The 21,301-nt window shown below is 58.3% G+C and carries 23 protein-coding genes; 13 read left to right on the top strand and 10 right to left on the bottom strand.

Annotation, left to right across the window (positions count from 1 at the left end; genetic code table 11):
* Positions 1-25: 25 nt before the first annotated feature.
* Positions 26-742 carry a septum site-determining protein MinC gene (gene minC / locus DYE40_RS03855; protein ID WP_115308276.1) on the bottom strand — a complete coding sequence of 239 codons (717 nt, stop codon included), beginning with the start codon at positions 740-742 and terminating at the stop codon, positions 26-28.
* A 184-nt stretch (positions 743-926) separates the two neighbouring features.
* On the opposite strand from minC, the gene DYE40_RS03850 reads away from it, so the two are divergent.
* From DYE40_RS03850 to gap, 8 genes are all read left to right on the top strand, one after another.
* Positions 927-1,580, top strand: coding sequence for a cell division ATP-binding protein FtsE (locus tag DYE40_RS03850; protein WP_115308275.1), 654 nt, complete (start codon positions 927-929; stop codon positions 1,578-1,580).
* Positions 1,577-2,488: a permease-like cell division protein FtsX gene (gene ftsX / locus DYE40_RS03845; RefSeq protein ID WP_115307809.1), complete on the top strand. Its 912-nt coding sequence runs from the start codon at positions 1,577-1,579 to the stop codon at positions 2,486-2,488. Before DYE40_RS03850 ends, ftsX begins: the two co-directional genes overlap by 4 nt.
* A 168-nt stretch (positions 2,489-2,656) precedes the next feature.
* On the top strand, positions 2,657-3,046 hold the full coding sequence (locus DYE40_RS03840; protein ID WP_115307808.1) for an ElaB/YgaM/YqjD family protein: 390 nt from the start codon (positions 2,657-2,659) through the stop codon (positions 3,044-3,046).
* 109 nt (positions 3,047-3,155) lie between these two features.
* On the top strand, positions 3,156-3,557 hold the full coding sequence (locus DYE40_RS03835; protein WP_115307807.1) for a phage holin family protein: 402 nt from the start codon (positions 3,156-3,158) through the stop codon (positions 3,555-3,557).
* Positions 3,550-3,831 carry a hypothetical protein gene (locus DYE40_RS03830; protein WP_115307806.1) on the top strand — a complete coding sequence of 94 codons (282 nt, stop codon included), beginning with the start codon at positions 3,550-3,552 and terminating at the stop codon, positions 3,829-3,831. The genes DYE40_RS03835 and DYE40_RS03830 overlap by 8 nt, the downstream gene beginning before the upstream one ends.
* A gap of 152 nt (positions 3,832-3,983) precedes the next feature.
* Positions 3,984-5,399 carry an aspartate ammonia-lyase gene (gene aspA, locus DYE40_RS03825; protein ID WP_115307805.1) on the top strand — a complete coding sequence of 472 codons (1,416 nt, stop codon included), beginning with the start codon at positions 3,984-3,986 and terminating at the stop codon, positions 5,397-5,399.
* A 122-nt stretch (positions 5,400-5,521) separates the two neighbouring features.
* Positions 5,522-5,761 (top strand): hypothetical protein, encoded by a 240-nt coding sequence (locus DYE40_RS12200; RefSeq protein ID WP_147286570.1) that lies wholly within the window; start codon positions 5,522-5,524, stop codon positions 5,759-5,761.
* Between the two features lie 194 nt (positions 5,762-5,955).
* Positions 5,956-6,987: a type I glyceraldehyde-3-phosphate dehydrogenase gene (gap, locus tag DYE40_RS03820; RefSeq protein ID WP_115307804.1), complete on the top strand. Its 1,032-nt coding sequence runs from the start codon at positions 5,956-5,958 to the stop codon at positions 6,985-6,987.
* Between the two features lie 343 nt (positions 6,988-7,330).
* Here gap and prmA read toward each other — a convergent pair whose 3' ends face one another.
* Positions 7,331-8,218, bottom strand: coding sequence for a 50S ribosomal protein L11 methyltransferase (gene prmA, locus DYE40_RS03815; RefSeq protein WP_115307803.1), 888 nt, complete (start codon positions 8,216-8,218; stop codon positions 7,331-7,333).
* A 124-nt stretch (positions 8,219-8,342) separates the two neighbouring features.
* Positions 8,343-9,062: a 16S rRNA (uracil(1498)-N(3))-methyltransferase gene (locus DYE40_RS03810; RefSeq protein ID WP_115307802.1), complete on the bottom strand. Its 720-nt coding sequence runs from the start codon at positions 9,060-9,062 to the stop codon at positions 8,343-8,345.
* Between the two features lie 97 nt (positions 9,063-9,159).
* Between DYE40_RS03810 and DYE40_RS03805 the strand changes: the two genes are divergently transcribed.
* Positions 9,160-9,948 carry an inositol monophosphatase family protein gene (locus tag DYE40_RS03805; protein WP_115307801.1) on the top strand — a complete coding sequence of 263 codons (789 nt, stop codon included), beginning with the start codon at positions 9,160-9,162 and terminating at the stop codon, positions 9,946-9,948.
* A 286-nt stretch (positions 9,949-10,234) separates the two neighbouring features.
* The gene (locus DYE40_RS03800) at positions 10,235-10,519 is read left to right on the top strand and encodes a hypothetical protein (protein ID WP_115307800.1); all 285 of its coding nucleotides are present in this window, start codon (positions 10,235-10,237) and stop codon (positions 10,517-10,519) included.
* A gap of 336 nt (positions 10,520-10,855) precedes the next feature.
* On the opposite strand, the gene ftsY is transcribed toward DYE40_RS03800, so the two are convergent.
* Positions 10,856-12,325, bottom strand: coding sequence for a signal recognition particle-docking protein FtsY (ftsY, locus tag DYE40_RS03795; protein WP_172461202.1), 1,470 nt, complete (start codon positions 12,323-12,325; stop codon positions 10,856-10,858).
* Between the two features lie 228 nt (positions 12,326-12,553).
* Between ftsY and DYE40_RS03790 the strand changes: the two genes are divergently transcribed.
* From DYE40_RS03790 to apbC, 3 genes are all read left to right on the top strand, one after another.
* Complete coding sequence (locus DYE40_RS03790) at positions 12,554-13,939, top strand: M16 family metallopeptidase (protein ID WP_115307799.1); 1,386 nt, start codon at positions 12,554-12,556, stop codon at positions 13,937-13,939.
* Positions 13,936-15,231, top strand: coding sequence for a M16 family metallopeptidase (locus DYE40_RS03785; protein WP_115307798.1), 1,296 nt, complete (start codon positions 13,936-13,938; stop codon positions 15,229-15,231). Before DYE40_RS03790 ends, DYE40_RS03785 begins: the two co-directional genes overlap by 4 nt.
* Positions 15,232-15,331: 100 nt before the next feature.
* Positions 15,332-16,411 carry an iron-sulfur cluster carrier protein ApbC gene (apbC, locus tag DYE40_RS03780; protein ID WP_115307797.1) on the top strand — a complete coding sequence of 360 codons (1,080 nt, stop codon included), beginning with the start codon at positions 15,332-15,334 and terminating at the stop codon, positions 16,409-16,411.
* Positions 16,412-16,478: 67 nt separating this feature from the next.
* On the opposite strand, the gene tfpZ (DYE40_RS03775) is transcribed toward apbC, so the two are convergent.
* From tfpZ (DYE40_RS03775) to DYE40_RS03750, 6 genes are all read right to left on the bottom strand, one after another.
* Positions 16,479-17,264, bottom strand: a complete 786-nt coding sequence (tfpZ, locus tag DYE40_RS03775) for a TfpX/TfpZ family type IV pilin accessory protein (protein ID WP_115307796.1) — start codon at positions 17,262-17,264, stop codon at positions 16,479-16,481.
* A 51-nt stretch (positions 17,265-17,315) separates the two neighbouring features.
* The gene (locus DYE40_RS03770; RefSeq protein ID WP_280529836.1) at positions 17,316-17,870 is read right to left on the bottom strand and encodes a pilin; all 555 of its coding nucleotides are present in this window, start codon (positions 17,868-17,870) and stop codon (positions 17,316-17,318) included.
* Between the two features lie 82 nt (positions 17,871-17,952).
* A complete protein-coding gene (locus tag DYE40_RS03765) occupies positions 17,953-18,501 on the bottom strand; it encodes a pilin (RefSeq protein WP_172461201.1) in 549 nt (182 codons plus the stop codon).
* A gap of 457 nt (positions 18,502-18,958) precedes the next feature.
* A complete protein-coding gene (gene tfpZ / locus DYE40_RS03760) occupies positions 18,959-19,744 on the bottom strand; it encodes a TfpX/TfpZ family type IV pilin accessory protein (RefSeq protein WP_115307795.1) in 786 nt (261 codons plus the stop codon).
* A 51-nt stretch (positions 19,745-19,795) separates the two neighbouring features.
* Positions 19,796-20,350, bottom strand: coding sequence for a pilin (locus DYE40_RS03755; RefSeq protein ID WP_280529836.1), 555 nt, complete (start codon positions 20,348-20,350; stop codon positions 19,796-19,798).
* Positions 20,351-20,432: 82 nt separating this feature from the next.
* Positions 20,433-20,981 carry a pilin gene (locus DYE40_RS03750; RefSeq protein ID WP_172461201.1) on the bottom strand — a complete coding sequence of 183 codons (549 nt, stop codon included), beginning with the start codon at positions 20,979-20,981 and terminating at the stop codon, positions 20,433-20,435.
* Positions 20,982-21,301 lie beyond the last annotated feature (320 nt).

The raw sequence follows: 21,301 nt of genomic DNA, 5'->3' as shown, positions 1-21,301 counted from the left end.
GGTTTGAAAATAGGGAAACGGGCGGTCAGGACGCAATCGCGGCGATGACCAGCCTGTCGTCTTGCAGGGAGATTTGCACAGGTTTGCGGTGCAGGTGTTCGGGCAGACGCTGCTCGAAGTTGCGGTAGATGCCCGCCACAGACACCAGCTCGGCCTGCATCGACTGGATGAAAATCCGCGCGTCGCGCCGCCCCGCCGCCCCCGCCAGCGCACGGCCGCGCATAGGGGCGTAAACATGGATGTTGCCGTCGGCAATCAGCTCCGCACCCTCGCTCACCATGCCGGTAACGATCAGGTCGGCGTTTTCGGCATACACCTGCTGGCCGGTGCGCACCGGTTCGGATACGAGTACTGTAGGATGCCCGCCGCTGCTTTTCGCCGTTCCCGCCACTTCGCGGGCAATTTCGGCCACCGTGCCCGCATCGGCGGTTTCGACGGCGGCAGGCGCGCTTCTGGCGGCAGGGCTGTAGGCCAGCCCGACGGCGGCGGCGGCCTGCTCCCATGCCTGCCCGCGCAGGGCGGCAACGGGCAGGCGGTGTTTGCGGAACACGGCCAAAAGTGCCGACAGCACGGCAGGATCGGGCGGCAGCATCTGCAAATCGAGAATCAGCGGCAGGTTCAGCTCGCGGTATTGCGCCGCGCATTTGGAGAGTGCCGCATCGGCCGCCGCCGCATCCGCGCCGTTTATGCGCACGGCAAGCGCGTCGGTGCGGGCGGACTTGATTTCAAAAGCGGCTTTCATTTCTGCGTTTACCATAAATTTTTTAAATGGGCGGCAAGTTTACTGTATTTGCCTGCCCGCTTCAAATCAGCCTCCGGCACAGGCCGTCTGAAAACCGTGCGCGGGCGTTTCAGACGGCCTCAAACCGCCGCCGGTGCCTTTGGGCTATAATGCCGCCTTTGTTTTTACCGGCGGCACAGCGCAAATGATACGTTTCGAGCAAGTTTCCAAAACCTACCGCGGCGGCTTTCAGGCTCTGAAAAACGTCAGCTTCGAGATTGACAAAGGCGAGATGATTTTCGTGGCAGGACACTCGGGCGCGGGCAAATCCACCGTACTCAAACTCATCGCCGCCATCACCCGCCCCACTTCGGGCAAGGTGTGGATGAACGGCCAGGATACGGGCCGGCTGGACGACAACAAGGCCGGTTTTCTGCGCCAGCACATCGGCATCGTTTTCCAAGACCACAAAATCCTGTTCGACCGCAATGTGCTGCACAACGTGCTGCTGCCGCTGCAAATCGCCGGCTACGGCCGCGCCGAAGCGGAAAAACGCGCCCGCACCGCCATTGCCAAAGTCGGCCTCGGCGGCCGCGAAGCAGCCGATCCGGTAACCCTCTCCGGCGGCGAGCAGCAAAGGCTGTGCATCGCCCGCGCCGTCGTCTGCCAGCCCGGCATCCTGATTGCCGACGAACCCTCCGCCAACCTCGACCGCGCCTACGCGCTGGACATCATGGAGCTCTTCAAAACCTTCCACGAAGCGGGTACCACCGTCATCGTTGCCGCCCACGACGAAACCCTGATGGCCGACTACGGCCACCGCATCCTGCGTTTGCAGGAAGGCAGGTTTGCCGCATGAACTACCTCTCCCTCCATCTCGATGCGGCCAGACAGGCCGCCCGCAGCCTGCTGCGCCAGCCCGTCGCCACCCTCCTCGTCCTGCTCATGCTCGCCGTAGCCATGACCCTGCCGCTCGCCCTCTATTTGGGCATAGAAAGCAGCCGCGCCGTGCTGGGCAAGCTCAGCGAAACCCCGCAAATCACGCTCTATATGGAGCAAACCGCCACCGAAGCCGACAACCGCGCCGTGCAGGAACTCGCCGCCGCCGACGACCGCGTCGGCAAAAGCGAATTTATCGGCAAAACACAAGGCCTGGGCGAGCTGCAAAACAATATGGGCGCACAGGATCTCGTCTCCATGCTCGACGGCAACCCCCTGCCCGACGTATTCGTCATCACCCCCAAAGCCGGCCTCGCCCCCGAACAGACCCAAGCCCTGCGCCAAGATCTCGCCGCCCTGCCGATGGTGGAAACCGCCGAACTCGACACCGAATGGATGCAGACGCTCTACCAAATCGACAAACTCGTCCGCCAAATCCTCGCCTTTCTTTCGATCACCCTGAGCGTCGCCTTCATCCTCGTCGCCCACAACACCATCCGCCTGCAAATCCTCGCCCGCAAAGAAGAAATCGAAATTACCAAGCTCCTGGGCGCACCCGCCTCCTTCATCCGCCGCCCCTTCCTGTACCAGGCCGCCTGGCAGAGCCTGCTCGCCGCCGCCCTCAGTCTCGCCCTGTGCGCATGGCTCACCTCCGCCACCCGTCCCCTGGTTGCCCAAATCTTCCGCCCCTACGGCATCGGCATCGGCTGGCGTTACTTTTACACATGGGAAGCCCTCGCCGTCTGCGCCATCGTTACCGCACTCGGCATCGCCGGCGCGTGGCTGGCCACCCGGCAGCACCTGCTGCGCTTCAAAGCCGACCGTTGAAAACCACGGCAAAGGCCGTCTGAAAACAGCAAAACACCGTTTTCAGACGGCCTCTCCAAGACACCCGTCTTTACCGTCGAACACCGAAAATTGATTGCGTTTAACATCAGCCCCGCGCCGCTTTGTTTATACTCCCCGCTTTCCCAACCGCCAATTCAGGAGCAGCACATGAGCAAATACGACCGTGAAGACTTTGAAGCCCGCAAAGCCGCCATGCTGGAAGAAATCCGCGCCGTCATGGACGACGTGGAAGAGCTGTACAACCAGGGCAGCGAACGCGCCGGAGAAGAAATCGAAGAACTGAAAGCCAGCCTCGGCGGCAAACTCGATGCCGCCAAACGCAAACTGCGCCGCTTTGAAGAAGAAACCGCCGACAGCCTGAAACGCAACTCGGCCTACGCCAAAGAAAAATTCCGCCGCTTTGAAGAAGAAGCCGGCAAACAGATCAAACACCGCGCCAGACAGGCCGACGAAGCGGTACACGAAAAACCCTACTACGCCATGGGTTTCGCCGCACTGGCGGGCCTGGTTGTCGGCGTACTGCTCAACCGCCGCTAAACCGGCCGCCGGTCTCCGGACAAGTTTAGAGGCCGTCTGAAAACCCTTTTCAGACGGCCTCTCCTATCATCCCGATTCCGGCAAACCATCCAGACACACGGAATACGCCATGGGCATCAAAGACGAAATCGGCCACACCAAAACCCTGTTCGACAAAGGCACCGACCTGCTGCTGCTGCGCCTGCGCCTGCTGAGCCTCGACATGGCCGAGCAGGCCGAAAGCACCTTCAAAATCGCATTGTCGCTGCTCTTGGCGGCGGTGTGCCTGTTTGCCGCCGTCCTCGCCCTCATGTTCGGCCTCAACCGCCTGCTAGACGGCACCGCCGCGCTGGCCGTCTTCTTCTCCACCGCCTTCCTCTGCCTGTTGGCCGCCTTCCTCTCCTTCCGCCGCATCGCCTCCGTCTGGCGCGTGCAAAACGAAAACATGGCCGCCGCCATACAGGGCATCCGCGACGACATCGCCTGCCTGCGCGGCGAAACAGCCAAAAAAAAGGAGCGCGGCGATGAATGAGCAGCGGCGGCAGACACGCGAAATCCTGCAACTGGAAATCGAACTGGCGCGGCTGAAAGTACGCGCCGAGCACATCAGGCTGCGGCAGATAAAACAACGGCGGCGGACGCGCACGGCCAACCTTGTCCGCACGGCCGAACTTCTCGCCGCCGCCTTTGCCGACAGCCGCAGCAGCCGTGCCGCCCGCGGCCTCGCCCCGCGCCCCCTGCGCCGCCTGTGGCCGCTCGCCTGGCTGGCATGGCATTTCCTGCTCCGCAAAAACAACGGCAGATAAGCGGGAAAAGACATACTTTGTTTTCAGACGGCCTCCCGCATCCGGGCCGCACCCCGATGGCAAAACCGGTTGGAAAGCCCTGCCGAATCGGGCAAAATAACCGCCGTACCGCACGGCGGTTATTTTCATTCGCAACCCATTGGAGAAAAAACATGACCACCCGTACCGAACACGATCTGTTGGGCGAACGCCAAATCCCCGCCGAAGCCTATTGGGGCATCCACACCCTGCGCGCCGTGGAAAACTTCAATATTTCCAGCCAAACCATCTCCGACACCCCCGAATTCGTACGCGGCATGGTGATGGTGAAAAAAGCCGCCGCCCGCGCCAACCGCGAGCTGGGCGTACTTTCTGCCGAAGTAGCCGAAGCCATCGACCGCGCCTGCGACGAAGTTCTGCTCAAAGGCCGCTGCCTCGACCAGTTTCCCTCCGACGTATACCAGGGCGGCGCGGGCACCTCCGTCAATATGAACACCAACGAAGTCATCGCCAACCTCGCCCTCGAAATCCTCGGCCAACCCAAAGGCAGCTACAACATCATCGACCCGATGGATCATGTAAACGCCAGCCAGTCCACCAACGATGCCTACCCCACCGGCTTCCGTCTCGCCGTACACAACAGCATCACCGCCCTGCTGGAAAAAACAGGCCGTCTGAAACAGGCTTTCGAGCGTAAAGCCGAAGAATTTGCCGACATCCTGAAAATGGGGCGCACCCAATTGCAGGATGCCGTACCCATGTCGCTCGGTCAGGAATTTGCCGCCTTCGCCGTACTGTTGGAAGAAGAAAACGCCAACCTGCAACGCAACGCCGAGCTGCTCTTGGAAATCAACCTCGGCGCCACCGCCATCGGCACCGGCGTAAACACCCCCGCAGGCTATGCCCCGCTGGCCGTGCAAAAGCTCGCCGAAATCAGCGGCCTGCCCTGCAAAGCCTCTGCCAACCTGATAGAAGCCACTTCCGACTGCGGCGCATACATCAGTATGCACGCCGCCCTCAAACGCCTCGCCGTCAAACTCTCCAAAATCTGCAACGACCTGCGCCTGCTCTCCTCCGGCCCCCGCGCCGGACTGAACGAAATCAACCTGCCCGAAATGCAGGCCGGTTCCTCCATCATGCCCGCCAAAGTCAATCCCGTGATTCCCGAAGTGGTCAACCAAGTCTGTTTCAAAGTTATCGGCAACGACACCGCCGTTACCTTTGCCGCCGAAGCCGGACAATTGCAGCTCAACGTGATGGAACCCGTCATCGGCCAGGCCCTGTTCGAGAGCATCGCCATCCTCGGCAACGCCTGCGTCAATCTGGCCGGCAAATGTATCGACGGCATCACCGCCAACCGCGAAACCTGCGCCCGCTACGTATTCGACTCCATCGGCATCGTAACCTACCTCAACCCCTTTATCGGCCACCACAACGGCGACAAAGTAGGCAGAATCTGCGCCCAAACCGGCAAAAGCGTACGCGAAGCCGTATTGGAGCTCGGCCTGCTCGACGCGGAACAACTCGACGACATCCTGTCGCCCGAAAACCTAATCCACCCGCAATACAAAGCGGCAAAAGCCGGCTGATTCCGGCAGATACCGCCGCAAGGCAAAAGGCCGTCTGAAAAGCCCGTTTCAGACGGCCTGCCGTTTGTGAGATGGAATGCCGTAACGAATCTGCGTACTTGCCAAGAACAGAAACCGCGTGCGTGGCTTACGCCACACACCCTACGCAGCAGCATGAAAGGCCGTCTGAAAAGCCGCAAAACCCGTTTTGCGGCTTTTCAGACGGCCTTTCCCGTTTCCGGCGGCGGCAACAGCATTTCTTTCCGCACAAACATACCGATAATCGTAAAAAAGTGCCGAATATCGTCATCTCGTCAATAACCGCCCACAGCCGTTTATTATCCGCCCCGTCTGATAGATACTTTGCTTTTCCTAGCAAGTAAGTGAGTAAGACGTTTTCCCCGTAATGTGTTTGGCCGCCTGTTTTCAGGCGGCATTTTTTTGTCTCCGCGTCCGCCGTATTCCCACTCCCCAAGCCGTATTTTCAGACGGCCTTTTTTGACTACACCAGATTACACTTTGCTATAATCCGCCCCGCCAAAATTCCCGCAAACCACAAAGACACAAGGATTCCGACATGGGCATCAAAGTTGCCATCAACGGCTACGGCCGCATCGGCCGCCAAGCATTGCGCGCCATCTACGACTACAATCTCCGCGACCAACTGGAAATCGTCGCCGTCAACGCCAGCGGCGGCATCGAAACCAACGCCCACCTTACCAAATTCGACACCGTACACGGCCGCTTCGCCACCGAAGTTTCCCACGACGAAAACCACCTGATTATCGACGGACGCAAAATCCCCTTCTTCTCCACCCGCAACCCGGCCGAACTGCCCTGGCGCGAACTGGGCGTGGATTTGGTGCTCGAATGCACCGGCGCATTTACCAGCAAAGCCAAAGCACAAGTCCATCTTGATAGCGGCGCGAAAAAAGTGCTGATTTCCGCCCCGGGCGGCGACGATGTCGATGCCACCGTCGTATACGGCGTGAACGACGAAGTCATCACTCCTGCGATGACCGTCGTCTCCAACGCTTCCTGCACCACCAACTGCCTCGCCCCCGTTGCCAAAGTATTGAGCGCGGACATCGGCATCGTCAAAGGCGCGATGACCACCATCCACGCGCTGACCAACGACCAAACCGTTACCGACGTGCGCCACAAAGACCTGCGCCGCGCCCGCAGCGGCGTGGAAAACATGATTCCCACCAAAACCGGCGCGGCCAAAGCCGTGGGACTGGTGCTGCCCGAACTCAAAGGAAAACTCGACGGCCTCTCCATCCGCGTTCCCACCGTCAACGTTTCCCTCGTCGATCTGACTTTCGAAGCCGCCCGCGCCACCTCCGCCGACGAAATCAACGCCCTGATGCAGGCGGCCGCCGCAGAAGGCCGTCTGAAAGGCGTGCTGGGCTACAACACCCTGCCGCTGGTTTCGAGCGACTTCAACCACACCACCGTCGCCGGCACATTTGACGGCACGATTACCAAAGTCGTAGACGGCAATATGGTCAAAGTATTCGCCTGGTACGACAACGAATGGGGCTTTACCTGCCAAATGCTGCGCACCGCCCTGCGCCTGTTCGATTTGCCGGTACGCACTTTCGCGTAAACCTGCCGCACAACATTAAAAAGGCCGTCTGAAAACCTTGCAACGGGTTTTCAGACGGCCTCTGCCGTTTAAAGTAGGGTGTGTCGCCTAAGCGACGCACGCGATTGCGGATTCCCGCACGATGGGAATGTAAAAATCCCCGAATCGTCTCTGTGTTTATGCCTGCAAAAAAGCAACAGCGGTTTGGCAAAGATTTCAGCAAACAAATCCGTAGCGCAGCAAAAGACGCGTGCGCCGCTTAGGCGGCACACCCTACACGACGGTAGCAAGGCGGCAAAAAGCGAAAGGCCGTCTGAAAACTGTTTTATGGTTTTCAGACGGCCTTTTCCTGCGTTGGCCGAACTCAGCGTTTCACTCCGCTCAAACAAGCCCAGCCTTCGTCGCTGACGGCGGGATCAAGGTCGAACCATTGGCTGTAAACGGCGGACAGCTCGCCCGCCTGTTCGGCCAACAGGCCGGAGAGGACAATGCGGCCGCCTTGCTGCGTGCGCTCGGCCAACAGGGCGGCGAGCAGGCGCAGGGGGTTGGCAAGAATATTGGCAAGAACGATGCCGTACTGCCCTGCCGGCAGCGCGTCGGGCAGAAAGAAACGGGCGGGAACAGCGTTGGTGGCGGCATTGCTTTGCGCGGCGGACACGGCCTGCGGGTCGATGTCGGTGCCGTCGGCGGCAGCGGCACCGAGTTTGAGGGCGGCAATGGCGAGAATGCCCGAGCCGCAGCCGTAGTCGAGTACGGTTTCGCCGCCTTTGAGATGCCGGTCCAGCCATTGCAGGCACAAACGGGTGGTGGGGTGGCTGCCGGTGCCGAAGGCCAGCCCGGGGTCTAGTTGCAGGCTGACGGCGGCGGGGTCGGGGGCGGTGTGCCACGAAGGGGTAATCCACAGGCGGTCGGAAATGCGGATGGGTTCGAACTGGGACTGGGTCAGGCGCACCCAGTCTTGTTCGGGCAGCTCTTCGCTGCGGTAGGGCGGCACGGCAATGCCCAAAGATGCGGCGGCGGCGGCAATGGCGGCGGCTACGTCGGCATCTCCGGCAAACAGGGCCAGCACTTTGCTGTTTTGCCAAACCTGTTCGGCGGGCATACCCGGCTCGCCGAAGATGGCTTGTTCTTCCTCCGTGCCGGCGTAGGCATCTTCGATGGCGGCGGAGAGCGCGCCGTATGCCATCAATGCGTCGGAAAATTCTTCGGCGGTGCGTTCGTTAACGATGAAAGTGGTTTGCCGGTAGGTCATGTCGGGCTTTCTGAAAAATATCGGGTTTGCGGGATTGCAGGCCGTCTGAAAACACGGAAACCGCGCTTTGGGCTGCGCAATCCGCATTTTCAGACGGCCTCAAACGGGCTGGTCGGAACAGATGTTAAAAATCGCCCCACAGGGTCTGCATGGCGGCGAGGGCGGCGAGGGCGGCGGTTTCGGTGCGCAGAACGCGGCGGCCGAGGGCGAAGCCGGCAAAACCGGCGGCAAAGGCCGCGGCTTCTTCCTGCGCCGTCCAGCCGCCTTCGGGGCCGGCCATCAAAACAACACTTTGCGGCGGCGGAATGTCGCGCAGGCTTTGGCGGCCGTTGAGGCTCATCAGGAGCTTCGCGCCCGCATCGGGCAGGTGCGCCAGAGCCTCTTGGTAGGACAGCAGCGGCCGCACTTTCGGAATCATGCAGCGGCCGCTCTGCTCGCAGGCGGACACAACGATGTCCTGCCAGCGGGCAACGCGCCTGTGCGCCCGCTCGCCCTCAAGCCGCACTACCGATCGGGTGCTGACCACGGGGATGATTTCGCACACGCCCAATTCGACGCTTTTTTGCAGGGTAAAATCCATCCGCTCCCCCGCAGACACAGCCTGCACCAGCGTAACCGCCAGCGGGGACTCGTTTTCAGACGGCCTCTGCGCCAGAATTTCCGCCGCCGCCGCGCGCTTGTCCAACCGCGCGAGTACGGCGGAATATTCGCAGCCGTCTCCGTTAAACAGCACGATTTCCCCGCCCGCCCGACAGCGCAAAACGTGCAGATGGCGCACCACATTGTCGGGCAGGGAAACGGTTGCGCCGCAGCAAAGCGCGGTGTCGGCGAAGAAGCGGGGCATAATCGGTAAAAATCGGTTAATATAGTTTGCGATTATACAAGAAAGGCCGTCTGAAAATGCTTTTCAGACGGCCGCAACGGAATAAAAGGACCATACCGTGCTGCAAGCGTTACAAACACTGGTCAAACACATCGCCCGCACCGAAGTGATGCCGTACTTTCTCAACGCAGGCGCAAACGAAAAGCCCGACGGCAGCATCCTTACCGAAGCCGATCTCGCCGCGCAGGCCGCTTTCGCCGCCGCCCTGCCGCAAATCGCCGACTGCCCGATGCTCGGCGAAGAAATGGACGACGAAACGCAGCGCGACCTCTGGCTGCACAACCACGACGGCCTATGGGTGGTCGATCCCATCGACGGCACCACCAACTTCGCCAACGGCTTTCCCCACTTCGCCCTCTCCGCCGCCCTCATGCGCCGTGGCAAATCCGTACTCGGCGTGGTGTACGACCCCGTGGCCGACGAATGCTTCGCCGCCGAAGCGGGCAAAGGCGCGTTTCTCAACGGCCGCCGCCTGCCGCTGGCCGTGCGCGGCAAAAAACTGCACCGCGCCATCGCCGGCGTGGAAATCAAATACCTGCGCTCGGGCACGCTGGCCGGCCGCATGAACACCCTGTCCCCCGTCGGCAGCATCCGCAGCATGGGCAGCAGCACCCTCGACTGGTGCTACCTTGCCGCCGGACGCATGGACGTATACGTCCACGGCGGTCAGAAGCTGTGGGACTACGCCGCCGGCGCACTCATCCTGGCCGAAGCCGGCGGCTGCATCGCCACCCTCGAAGGCGACGACTTTTGGAGCGGCGGACACGTCTTCCAACGCTCCGCCATCGCCGCCCTCAATCCCGAACTCTTCGCCCCCTGGCTCGCATGGATACGCGCCAACCAGTAAATCCGCCACCCGCGCCCGTCCAAACCGAAAGAAAAAAATTGCACAGCAAGCCGTCCGCCCGTATAATCCGCCGTGCCGCTCGGGTCTAATCCCTTGCCCGTGCGGTTTTTTCTATGACGTTTTCCCATAATGTGTTTGGCCGTCCGCTTGTCGGACGGCATTTTTTTTGCCTGTAAAATCCACATTTACACAAATTCATACACCGTACGTCAAAAAAATATACCATTTATCCGGAGTTGTACTATAATGCGGCCATACAACAAAACAACACCTAACGGGGCCAAATATGAAAAAACTGTTGAACATGCTGCGCAACGAATGGCATGCCGCCTTCGATCCCAAAACCATCGTCATCGACGATTACGAAGACATCAAAATCCACGCGGGCGCATTGCGCTGCCTGAACGAAGAAGAGCGCGAAACCCTGCTCGAATACGTTACCCGCGCCGAAATCTCCAAGCAGACCGGCCGTGATACCGGTGCCCGTTACGGCATTACCGTCGGCGAAGCACTCGAAGACCAGCACACCATGCAGGACATCGAATCGTCCATCGCCTCGTTCGGCATCTGACCGCTTCACAACAAACAGGCCGTCTGAAAACGTTTTCAGACGGCCTTCGTTTTAATAATCGGACAAAAAGCCGCAGACAGTATGGAGAGTACGGCAAGGACGCATTTTTTATTGTATGTTCCGATACTTTGAAAACCGCGTGGATTTGTTACCAAACAGAAAACGCGTGCGTCGCCGAGGCGGCACACCCCACAGCAGCGGCATATGTGGGAATGGGCGAAGACACCTCCGCTGTTTGTTGCCGTGCAATACAGCAGCGGTGTTGTTAAAAAACACGGAAAGGCCGTCTGAAAACATTTTCAGACGGCCTTTCTTTACTTCGCCGGCGAATCGGAATCAGCCGTCGATTAACGCGTCCACAAAGGCGCGGGCATCGAAGGGGCGCAAATCGTCTATGCCTTCGCCCACGCCGATGTAGCGCACGGGAATCGGGCGGGCGGCGGCGAGGGCGGCGAGTACGCCGCCTTTGGCGGTGCCGTCGAGTTTGGTAACGATGAGGCCGGTTACGCCCAGCGCGTCATCGAAGGCAATGACCTGGTTCACGGCGTTTTGGCCGATGTTTGCGTCCAAAACGACGATGATTTCGTGCGGTGCGTCGGGCATGGCTTTTTGCAGGACGCGCTTCACTTTTTTGATTTCTTCCATCAGATGAAGCTGGGTGGGCAGGCGGCCGGCGGTATCGGCGAGGACGATGCCGGTATGGCGGGCTTTGGCAGACTCGACGGCATCGTAGCAGACGGCGGCGGCATCCCCTTTTTCTTGGGAAACCACAGTTACGCCGTTGCGCGCGCCCCATTCTTGGAGCTGTTCGCGGGCGGCGGCGCGGAAGGTGTCGCCGGCGGCCAGGATGACGGATTGGCCCTGCTGTTGGAAATATTTGGCCAGTTTGCCGATGGAGGTGGTTTTGCCCGCGCCGTTGATGCCGGCCATCATGATGACGAAGGGTTGGCCGTTGTCGGGGATTTCGAGGGGTTTTTCCAGCGGGGCGAGCATCTCGTACAGGGATTCTTTGAGGGCGCGGCGCAGTTCGGTGCCGTCGGACAGGCCTTTCAGGGAAACGCGGCGGCGCACGTCTTCCATGATTTGATCTGTGGCTTCGATGCCCATGTCGCTGGTGAGCAGAACGGTTTCGAGTTCTTCGTAGAGGTCTTCGTCGATTTTGCCGCCGCCGAACACGCCGGCGAGGGATTTGGCCATTTTGTCGCGCGATTTGCCGAGGCCTTGTTTGAGCCGCGCCGCCCAGCCGCTGCGGCTTTCGGCTGCGGGCGGCTCTTCTGCGCGGACGGCGGGCGGGTTTGCGCCTGTTGCCGTTTCTGCCGTTGCCGCGTCGGCTGCGGGGCGGTTTTCAGACGGCCTGTGTACCGTTGCGCAGGTATCCGTATGCGCGGCGGTCGGCTCGTCAGCCGTTGCGTCTGCCGCTGTTTCTTGCGCCGACCGGGCGGACGGGTTTGGGTTTTCAGACGGCCTGTTTGTTGCTTCGAGGCCATCTGAAACGGGGTCGGATGCTGTGTTTTCCTGTGTTGCGTTTTCGTGTTCCGCTGCGTCTTGCGTACTGTTTCCCGCATCGGAACGCAGCAGGCTGCTGCGCTGGCTGCTGTTGCTGCTGCTGCGGATGTCGCGCAGGAATTGCTCGCGTTCGTCGGCGGCTTCTGCAGCTTCTACGGCTTCTACGGCTTCTGCGGCTTCGGCTGCGGGCGGTGCGGGGATGTCGTTTTCAGACGGCCTCTGCGTTGGCGGGCTGTCTTCTGAAACGGGAGGGGCGGGAGTGTCGGTTTTGCGTTTGAAGAGGAAGTCGAATAGTGCCATTGCTGTATGTTCCTTCGGGGGCGGTTTGTACCGGTTTGCCCGGATACCGCTTTGATTGGTGCGGCGGCGTTTGAGCAGGCGCAACAAGGATGTGTTCCTTTTGCCGCGCGGCTTGTCAGGCGGCGGATTGTAACGCAAGCGGGATGCGTCGGGCGGCCTTTTTTGCTTTTCAGACGGCATTTGTGCCGCTAAGATGGCGGCTTTTCGCATTTTTGGAAAGGATGCTGCGTGGTAAAGCGTTATTTGTGGATTTTCCTGCTGTCCGCCGCACCCGCGCTCGAAGCGCAGACGCTGCACTTGAAGCTGGACAACGGGATGAAGGTGCTGGTGTCGGAAGACAAGCGTGCGCCGGTGGCGGCGGTGCGGCTGTGGTACAAGGTGGGCAGCGTGGACGAACACACGGGCAAAACAGGGCTGAGCCACGCGCTCGAACATATGATGTTCAAAGGCACGAAAGCCGTGCCTGCGGGGGCGTTCAGCCGCCGCATTGCCGCGCTGGGCGGCAGCGACAATGCCTACACCAACCGCACGGAAACGGTGTACACCACCGATATTGCGGCAAAAAATCTGGAAGAAGTGCTGAAAATGGAGGCCGACCGCATGACCGGCCTCAATTTCAGCGACCGTGATTTCGCCAACGAAATGGATGTGATCCGCGAAGAGCGGCGTTTGCGCACCGAAGACAGCCCCGCCGGCAAAATGTGGGAAACGCTCAATATCAATATGTGGCACAAGCCTTTCAACCGCGCTCCGGTTATCGGCTATATGGACGACCTGCACACGCTCAAAGCCGACGATCTGCGCGCGTGGTACCGCCAATGGTATGCACCGAACAACGCCACGCTGGTCATCGTCGGCGGCGTAAACGCGCAAGACACGGTTAAAACGGTGGAAAAACTTTTCGGCGGCATTCCCGCCCGCGAGCTGCCGCCGCGCAACGATGAAGCCGAAAACCCCGCCTTCGCCGAACCTCTGTTTACCGCCGAAATCCGCGCCGCCACCGCCCAACCCATTGTCGGCATCGGCTGGCGCATGCCGCGTGCGCAAAAAATTACCGACGAAATGCCCTACGCGCTGGAAATGCTCTCGCTGGTGCTGGCCGGCACCGATTCGGCACGCTACGACAAAAAACTGCAACGCGGCGACGCAGTGGCACTGGCCGTGTCCGCAGGCTACAACAACTACGGCCGTAAAAATGCCCTCTTCGCCGTTACCGCCATGCCCAACGGCGGCGTAACGCCCGCCGCGCTCAAAGCCCGCCTCACCGGCGAAATCCGCGACATCGCCGAACACGGCGTAACGCCGCAGGAACTCGAACTCATCCGCCATCCCCTTGAAGCCGAAAAAATCTTCGCCAAAGACTCCGTACGCAGCCGCGCCGACATGCTGGGCACACTCGAACACAACGGCTTCGGCTGGCAGACCGAAGACGAAGTGCTGCGCCGCCTGCTCGCGGTAACGCCTGCGCAGGTGCAGGCCGCCGCCCGTCTCCTGCTCCAAAGCCCCGCCGCCGAAATCACAGTGCTGCCGCAGCAGCAGAACGCGGCGCGGCAGCGTACAGGCCGTCTGAAAACCCCCTCCGCCCGCATCATCCGCAACAAGGCAGAAAAATGAACAAAATCCTCCTTATCCTCCCCGTTTTCCTCGCCGCCGCCCCCATCCATGCCGCCCCCGAATTCCAACGCTGGCAGACCAAAGACGGTGCAACCGTCGTCCTCGTCGAACGCCACGGGCTGCCCATCGTCAATATCGGCATCACCTTCAAAGGCGCGGGGCAGGCCGGCGAAAGCGAAAAAGGCGCGGCCTCCTTCACCGCCGCCATGCTCGATTCCGGCAGCAGCAAATACAGCGAAGAGCAGCTCCGCGATGAAGCCAACCGCCTCGGCGTAAGCATAGGATCAAGCGCGGGTGTCGAAAACGCCGCCGTTTCCTTCGCCTCTCTCAGCAGGCCGCAAACCCTTTCAGACGGCCTCAAACTCGCCAACCAAATCATCGCCCATCCCGTCTTCGATTCCGCCGTTCTCGAACGAGAGAAAAAACAAGCCGCCACCGCCCTGCGGCAAAACCTCAGCAACCCCGCCTTCGCCGCCGCCCGCGAACTGGCAAAACTCAACTACGGCAGCCACCCCTATGCCAACAACGCGCGCCTTGAAGAAACCGACATCCTTGCCGTTTCCGCCGACACCCTCAAACGCCACCACCGCAGCCTGTACGCCAAAAACAACGCCTACATCGCCATCGTCGGCGACCTTACCCGCAAACAGGCCGACACCGCCGCCGCCGCCCTACTCGACGGCCTGCCCGACACCGCCGCCGTGCGGGACATCCCGCCTGCGCCCGCCGCCGCAGGCCGCAGCGCAAACCTGCCCTTTTCCGGCAAAGAACAGGCCGCCGTCGCCATCGGCCTGCCTTTCGCCGAACGCCAAAGCCCCGACCGCCACGCCCTTGCCGTGGGCAACTACATCCTCGGCGGCGGCGGTTTCGACAGCCGCCTGATGAAAACCCTGCGCGACGAAAAAGGCCTGGTTTACGGCGTATCCTCCGGCTACACCCCGCTTGCCCGCAAAGGCCCGTTTGCCGTGTCTTTCACCACCAAAAAAAGCAGCGCGGCAGAAGCCCTCGCCGCCGCACGCCAAGTCATCGCCGACTTCGTCGCAACCGGCCCCACCGAAGCCGAACTGCGCCAAGCCAAAGACAACATCACCGGCAGCTTCCCCATGAGCCACGACACCAACGCCAAAACCGTCGCCCTCGCCGCCAACATCGGCGTGAACAACCTGCCGCTCAACTACTACGACCGCTACACACAGCAAATCGAAGCCGTAACCGCCGCGCAAGTCAGGGCAGCCTGGCAGCGCAGGCTGGATCCCGCAAAAGCCAACGCCGTAACCGTCGGCGCACAATAAAAACAAGCTCCGACATACAAAAGGCCGTCTGAAAACCGTTTTACAGTTTTCAGACGGCCTGAATACCGAAATCCCCGCACACCAAAAGAAAGGACAAAAAATGGACACCGAAACATACGCCCGCGCCCTTGCCGCCGTTGCCATACCCGGCACGGAACGCACCCTCGGCGGCGAAAAAGCCGTGAAGCGAGTTTGGCAGGAAAAAGACGGCCTGCACATCGATCTCACCTTCGGCTTCCCCTACGGCCACATCAAAGAAGCCCTTGCCGCCGCCGTACAAACGGCCTTGTCCGCCGCAGGCTGCGCCGAAACCCTGCACCTGCACCTGTCCGCCGACATCCTTACCCACAAAGTCCGCCCCGGCGTTGCCACCATCAAAGGCGTAAAAAACATCATCGCCGTTGCCTCGGGCAAAGGCGGCGTGGGCAAATCCACCACTACCGCCAACCTCGCCACCGCAATGGCGATGATGGGCGCGCGCGTCGGCGTACTCGATGCCGACCTCTACGGCCCCAGCCAGCCCACCATGCTCGGCGTGCAAGACCGCAAGCCCGACCAAAAAAACAAAAAACTCATCCCCGTCGAATCCGACAGCGGCATCCAAGTCATGTCCATCGGTTTTCTCGTCGATGCCGACCAAGCCGTCGTATGGCGCGGCCCCATGGCCAGTCAGGCCTTGCAGCAGCTCATGTTCCAAAGCGAATGGGACAACGTGGACTATCTCTTCATCGACCTGCCGCCCGGCACCGGCGACATCCAGCTTACCCTGTCGCAGAAAATCCCCGTAACTGGCGCGGTAGTCGTTACCACCCCGCAAGACATCGCCCTGATCGACGCACGCAAAGCGGTGGATATGTTCGACAAAGTCAATATTCCGATACTCGGCGTATTGGAAAATATGTCGGTACACGTCTGCACCAACTGCGGACACGCCGAAGCCGTGTTCGGCACCGAAGGCGGCAAAAATCTGGCAGCCCGCCTGAACGTCCCCCTGCTCGGGCAGCTTCCCCTTTCCCTACCCGTGCGCGCAGCCATGGACAGTGGCGCGGCCGGACAGCTTTTGCAAAACCACCCCGCCATCGCCGCCGTCTACACCGAAGCCGCCTTCCAAATCGCACTAGCCATCGCCGACAAAGGCCGCGATTACAGCAGAGCATTTCCGAAAATTGTTATCGAATAAAGGCAAAAGGCTGTATGAACTCCCGTTTCACAGGAGTTCATACAGCCTTTCTTTTATATGACTTGTCTTATTTTGTTCCAAAAGCATCCAAATGCACAAATGCTTTGAAACCGGTGTTTTTATCCATCAGAACCGTCCAAGATTTGTTTTTTTGCGAGGTAAACGGCAGATAGTACAAATCCTGCGGCGGCAAACCGCTTTTTTCCACAGCAGCAGACAAATCCGCATTATCGGGATACATTTTTTCCAAGTTCGAGAGCGGCTTCATTTTGCTACGGATGCGCTCACGGTAGGCATCGGTTTCTTCCGTCCACCAATCCGGACGCGCACTGGGTTCCACTCCTTGCAGCGACATTTGCAGGCTGGACAGTTTTTCGTTGCCGTCCTTAGCATCGCGCAATCCGATGCGTTTCACTCCCCACCACGGCAGGGAACGGAATTCGGGCAAGGCTTCGCCTAGTTTGTCCTGATCGATTTCCGCCGCACTCACCACGGTAAACCGGTCGGCCTCGAAAGCCAAAAACACGGGGCGCGCCTGCGCAACAGCGTGCAGGCCGTATATCAGGGCAGCAAGCTGGATAACGGCCACCAGCGACAAATCGGTTGCCATTTCGCGTTTCGGCTTCGCGGGATTGGCCAAAACAGAAGTAAGCACCGGGCCGCACACCATATCCACCGCCACAATCAGCCCGAGCAGCTTCAATCCCCCCATCAGTTCGGGATACGGCTGCGGATACCATACGCCGAATATCAAAACGGCAACTACCAATGCCACAGCAACATTGATGGACAAATGGATTAAAGCCAGCTTGGCGGCGTAACGCCAACGGGATTGTTTGACGGAATCAGACATACTGTTGTCCGGTTAATCGGCTTGGGGGAAAGAACGGGACATCTGCCCGAATCAGCGGCAGGAAGCGGGAGCATAGCGTGAGGGCAGTGTTCCGTTTTGGACATTGGTAAATCCCTGCGCGGTCGCCGTCATGCGCGTATCGGAAGCGCACGCCCAATCAATGGCATTGGTATTGCCAGAGGCAAAAGCGGCAACCATGGTTTGATAGCCGCCCGCATCATTCCTTACCAGCGGGGTCAGAACCAAAGTATTCGCACCCGCTGCCACGCCTACTTCCTGGGTATTGTAGCTGATCGTGATGACACCGGTTTGCGGATGCGCCAACACAGAGGAAACGTATTTGCTGGACGCTCCCGTATTGTTCGACCGACTGTTCCAGCTTCGGATGATACTGTCCAACTCCGTCGGATTGGTGCGTCCGTAGGCCGCAATATCGACTTTCAGATCCGATGCCAGCAGCAGACCTTCGGCTACTTTCGTCCGAACAATAAAATCCTGATACAGCGGCAGCGAAATGGCGGCAAGAATGCCGATGACGGCCACCACAATCATGAGTTCGATCAGCGTAAAACCGGCCTGCTTTAAAAAAACAAGATTGTTTTTCAATTTTATATTCCCTTCCTAAATCTTAGAAATGCCCAACACCCGCTTGGGCGGGTGTTGGGCATTTTATACTGCTAAACAGCGGTTAGCGGCATTGCGAAGGAGCGTATTTTTCCAGCACGGTGCCAACAGTACCAGCAGTACCGATTTGTTTCACAGCGGTAGCAGTAGTAGCGGATTGGCAGGACCAGTCGAGGTTACCGGCAACGCCGTCAACCAACGCCTTAGCCAAACGGATTTTGTTAGTACCGTCATTGATCCAAGGAGTCAAAACCAAAGTATTTTGATCCGATTTCACACCAACGGCAGCACCGTCGAATGTAACAGTCAGCTCGCCGCGTTTTTCGTCGCCGGAAGCAGCTTCCATCAAAACGCTGGTTACATATTTGGAAGTAGCACCTTTGTTGTTAACCTGACGATTCCAAGCGGCTATAGCGATGTCCAAGTCATTGCTGGAAGTAGCATCGGTAGCGAGCATGGTTTTAGCAGACTCAGCCAAGTTCAAACCCTCGGTAATGCGGCTGCGTACTGTGTAGTCTTGGTAGGCCGGCAGGGCGATAGCGGCCAAGATGCCGATAATGGCGACAACGATCATCAACTCGATCAGGGTGAAACCTTTTTGCATTGCTTTCATGTTTTAACTCCAAGTTAGTATTCGGCGAAATTGCCGTTTTTTTAAAATCAGACCTTACCGCCCCATGCGGCACAGCCTTGAATCAATCAGCCATAATGTGTTTGGCACATCTTTTAAAACTTTGTTTCCTGCGGGCTTTGCTTTTTACGCTGCCCGTTGCGGATGAAATGTTTCAAGCAATGCCCGTGCCAGCGGACAATTTTGACTGCTTTCCTTATTTATCTTTATGTTTTATATGATTTTTTAATTTTAACGCACTAAGCATACCTTCCGCTGGCAGTATAGGTATAAACTGCATTTTCGCGTCAGTTCTGACTTTTTAGCGCAACGGCATAAGGCCGCATTGCGTCAGCATGACGGCTTTTGTCAGCCGTAAAGATTCCAAGTGCCCCAATCATTAAGAGGCCGTCTGAACACCCGCAAAGCAGGTTTTCAGACGGCCTCTTGTACTATGATTTTATTCTGTTCCAAAAGCATCCAAATGCACAAATGCTTTGAAACCGGTGTTTTTATCCATCAGAACCGTCCAAGATTTGTTTTTTTGCGAGGTAAACGGCAGATAGTACAAATCCTGCGGCGGCAAACCGCTTTTTTCCACAGCAGCAGACAAATCCGCATTATCGGGATACATTTTTTCCAAGTTCGAGAGCGGCTTCATTTTGCTACGGATGCGCTCACGGTAGGCATCGGTTTCTTCCGTCCACCAATCCGGACGCGCACTGGGTTCCACTCCTTGCAGCGACATTTGCAGGCTGGACAGTTTTTCGTTGCCGTCCTTAGCATCGCGCAATCCGATGCGTTTCACTCCCCACCACGGCAGGGAACGGAATTCGGGCAAGGCTTCGCCTAGTTTGTCCTGATCGATTTCCGCCGCACTCACCACGGTAAACCGGTCGGCCTCGAAAGCCAAAAACACGGGGCGCGCCTGCGCAACAGCGTGCAGGCCGTATATCAGGGCAGCAAGCTGGATAACGGCCACCAGCGACAAATCGGTTGCCATTTCGCGTTTCGGCTTCGCGGGATTGGCCAAAACAGAAGTAAGCACCGGGCCGCACACCATATCCACCGCCACAATCAGCCCGAGCAGCTTCAATCCCCCCATCAGTTCGGGATACGGCTGCGGATACCATACGCCGAATATCAAAACGGCAACTACCAATGCCACAGCAACATTGATGGACAAATGGATTAAAGCCAGCTTGGCGGCGTAACGCCAACGGGATTGTTTGACGGAATCAGACATACTGTTGTCCGGTTAATCGGCTTGGGGGAAAGAACGGGACATCTGCCCGAATCAGCGGCAGGAAGCGGGAGCATAGCGTGAGGGCAGTGTTCCGTTTTGGACATTGGTAAATCCCTGCGCGGTCGCCGTCATGCGCGTATCGGAAGCGCACGCCCAATCAATGGCATTGGTATTGCCAGAGGCAAAAGCGGCAACCATGGTTTGATAGCCGCCCGCATCATTCCTTACCAGCGGGGTCAGAACCAAAGTATTCGCACCCGCTGCCACGCCTACTTCCTGGGTATTGTAGCTGATCGTGATGACACCGGTTTGCGGATGCGCCAACACAGAGGAAACGTATTTGCTGGACGCTCCCGTATTGTTCGACCGACTGTTCCAGCTTCGGATGATACTGTCCAACTCCGTCGGATTGGTGCGTCCGTAGGCCGCAATATCGACTTTCAGATCCGATGCCAGCAGCAGACCTTCGGCTACTTTCGTCCGAACAATAAAATCCTGATACAGCGGCAGCGAAATGGCGGCAAGAATGCCGATGACGGCCACCACAATCATGAGTTCGATCAGCGTAAAACCGGCCTGCTTTAAAAAAACAAGATTGTTTTTCAATTTTATATTCCCTTCCTAAATCTTAGAAATGCCCAACACCCGCTTGGGCGGGTGTTGGGCATTTTATACTGCTAAACAGCGGTTAGCGGCATTGCGAAGGAGCGTATTTTTCCAGCACGGTGCCAACAGTACCAGCAGTACCGATTTGTTTCACAGCGGTAGCAGTAGTAGCGGATTGGCAGGACCAGTCGAGGTTACCGGCAACGCCGTCAACCAACGCCTTAGCCAAACGGATTTTGTTAGTACCGTCATTGATCCAAGGAGTCAAAACCAAAGTATTTTGATCCGATTTCACACCAACGGCAGCACCGTCGAATGTAACAGTCAGCTCGCCGCGTTTTTCGTCGCCGGAAGCAGCTTCCATCAAAACGCTGGTTACATATTTGGAAGTAGCACCTTTGTTGTTAACCTGACGATTCCAAGCGGCTATAGCGATGTCCAAGTCATTGCTGGAAGTAGCATCGGTAGCGAGCATGGTTTTAGCAGACTCAGCCAAGTTCAAACCCTCGGTAATGCGGCTGCGTACTGTGTAGTCTTGGTAGGCCGGCAGGGCGATAGCGGCCAAGATGCCGATAATGGCGACAACGATCATCAACTCGATCAGGGTGAAACCTTTTTGCATTGCTTTCATGTTTTAACTCCAAGTTAGTATTCGGCGAAATTGCCGTTTTTTTAAAATCAGACCTTACCGCCCCATGCGGCACAGCCTTGAATCAATCAGCCATAATGTGTTTGGCACATCTTTTAAAACTTTGTTTCCTGCGGGCTTTGCTTTTTACGCTGCCCGTTGCGGATGAAATGTTTCAAGCAATGCCCGTGCCAGCGGACAATTTTGACTGCTTTCCTTATTTATCTTTATGTTTTATATGATTTTTTAATTTTAACGCACTAAGCATACCTTCCGCTGGCAGTATAGGTATAAACTGCATTTTCGCGTCAGTTCTGACTTTT

Origin of the sequence: Kingella potus, from assembly GCF_900451175.1 — a bacterium.
Lineage (GTDB): Bacteria > Pseudomonadota > Gammaproteobacteria > Burkholderiales > Neisseriaceae > Neisseria > Neisseria potus.
Note: the sequence above shows the minus strand (reverse complement) of the source record. Positions and strands in the feature narration are given on the sequence as shown.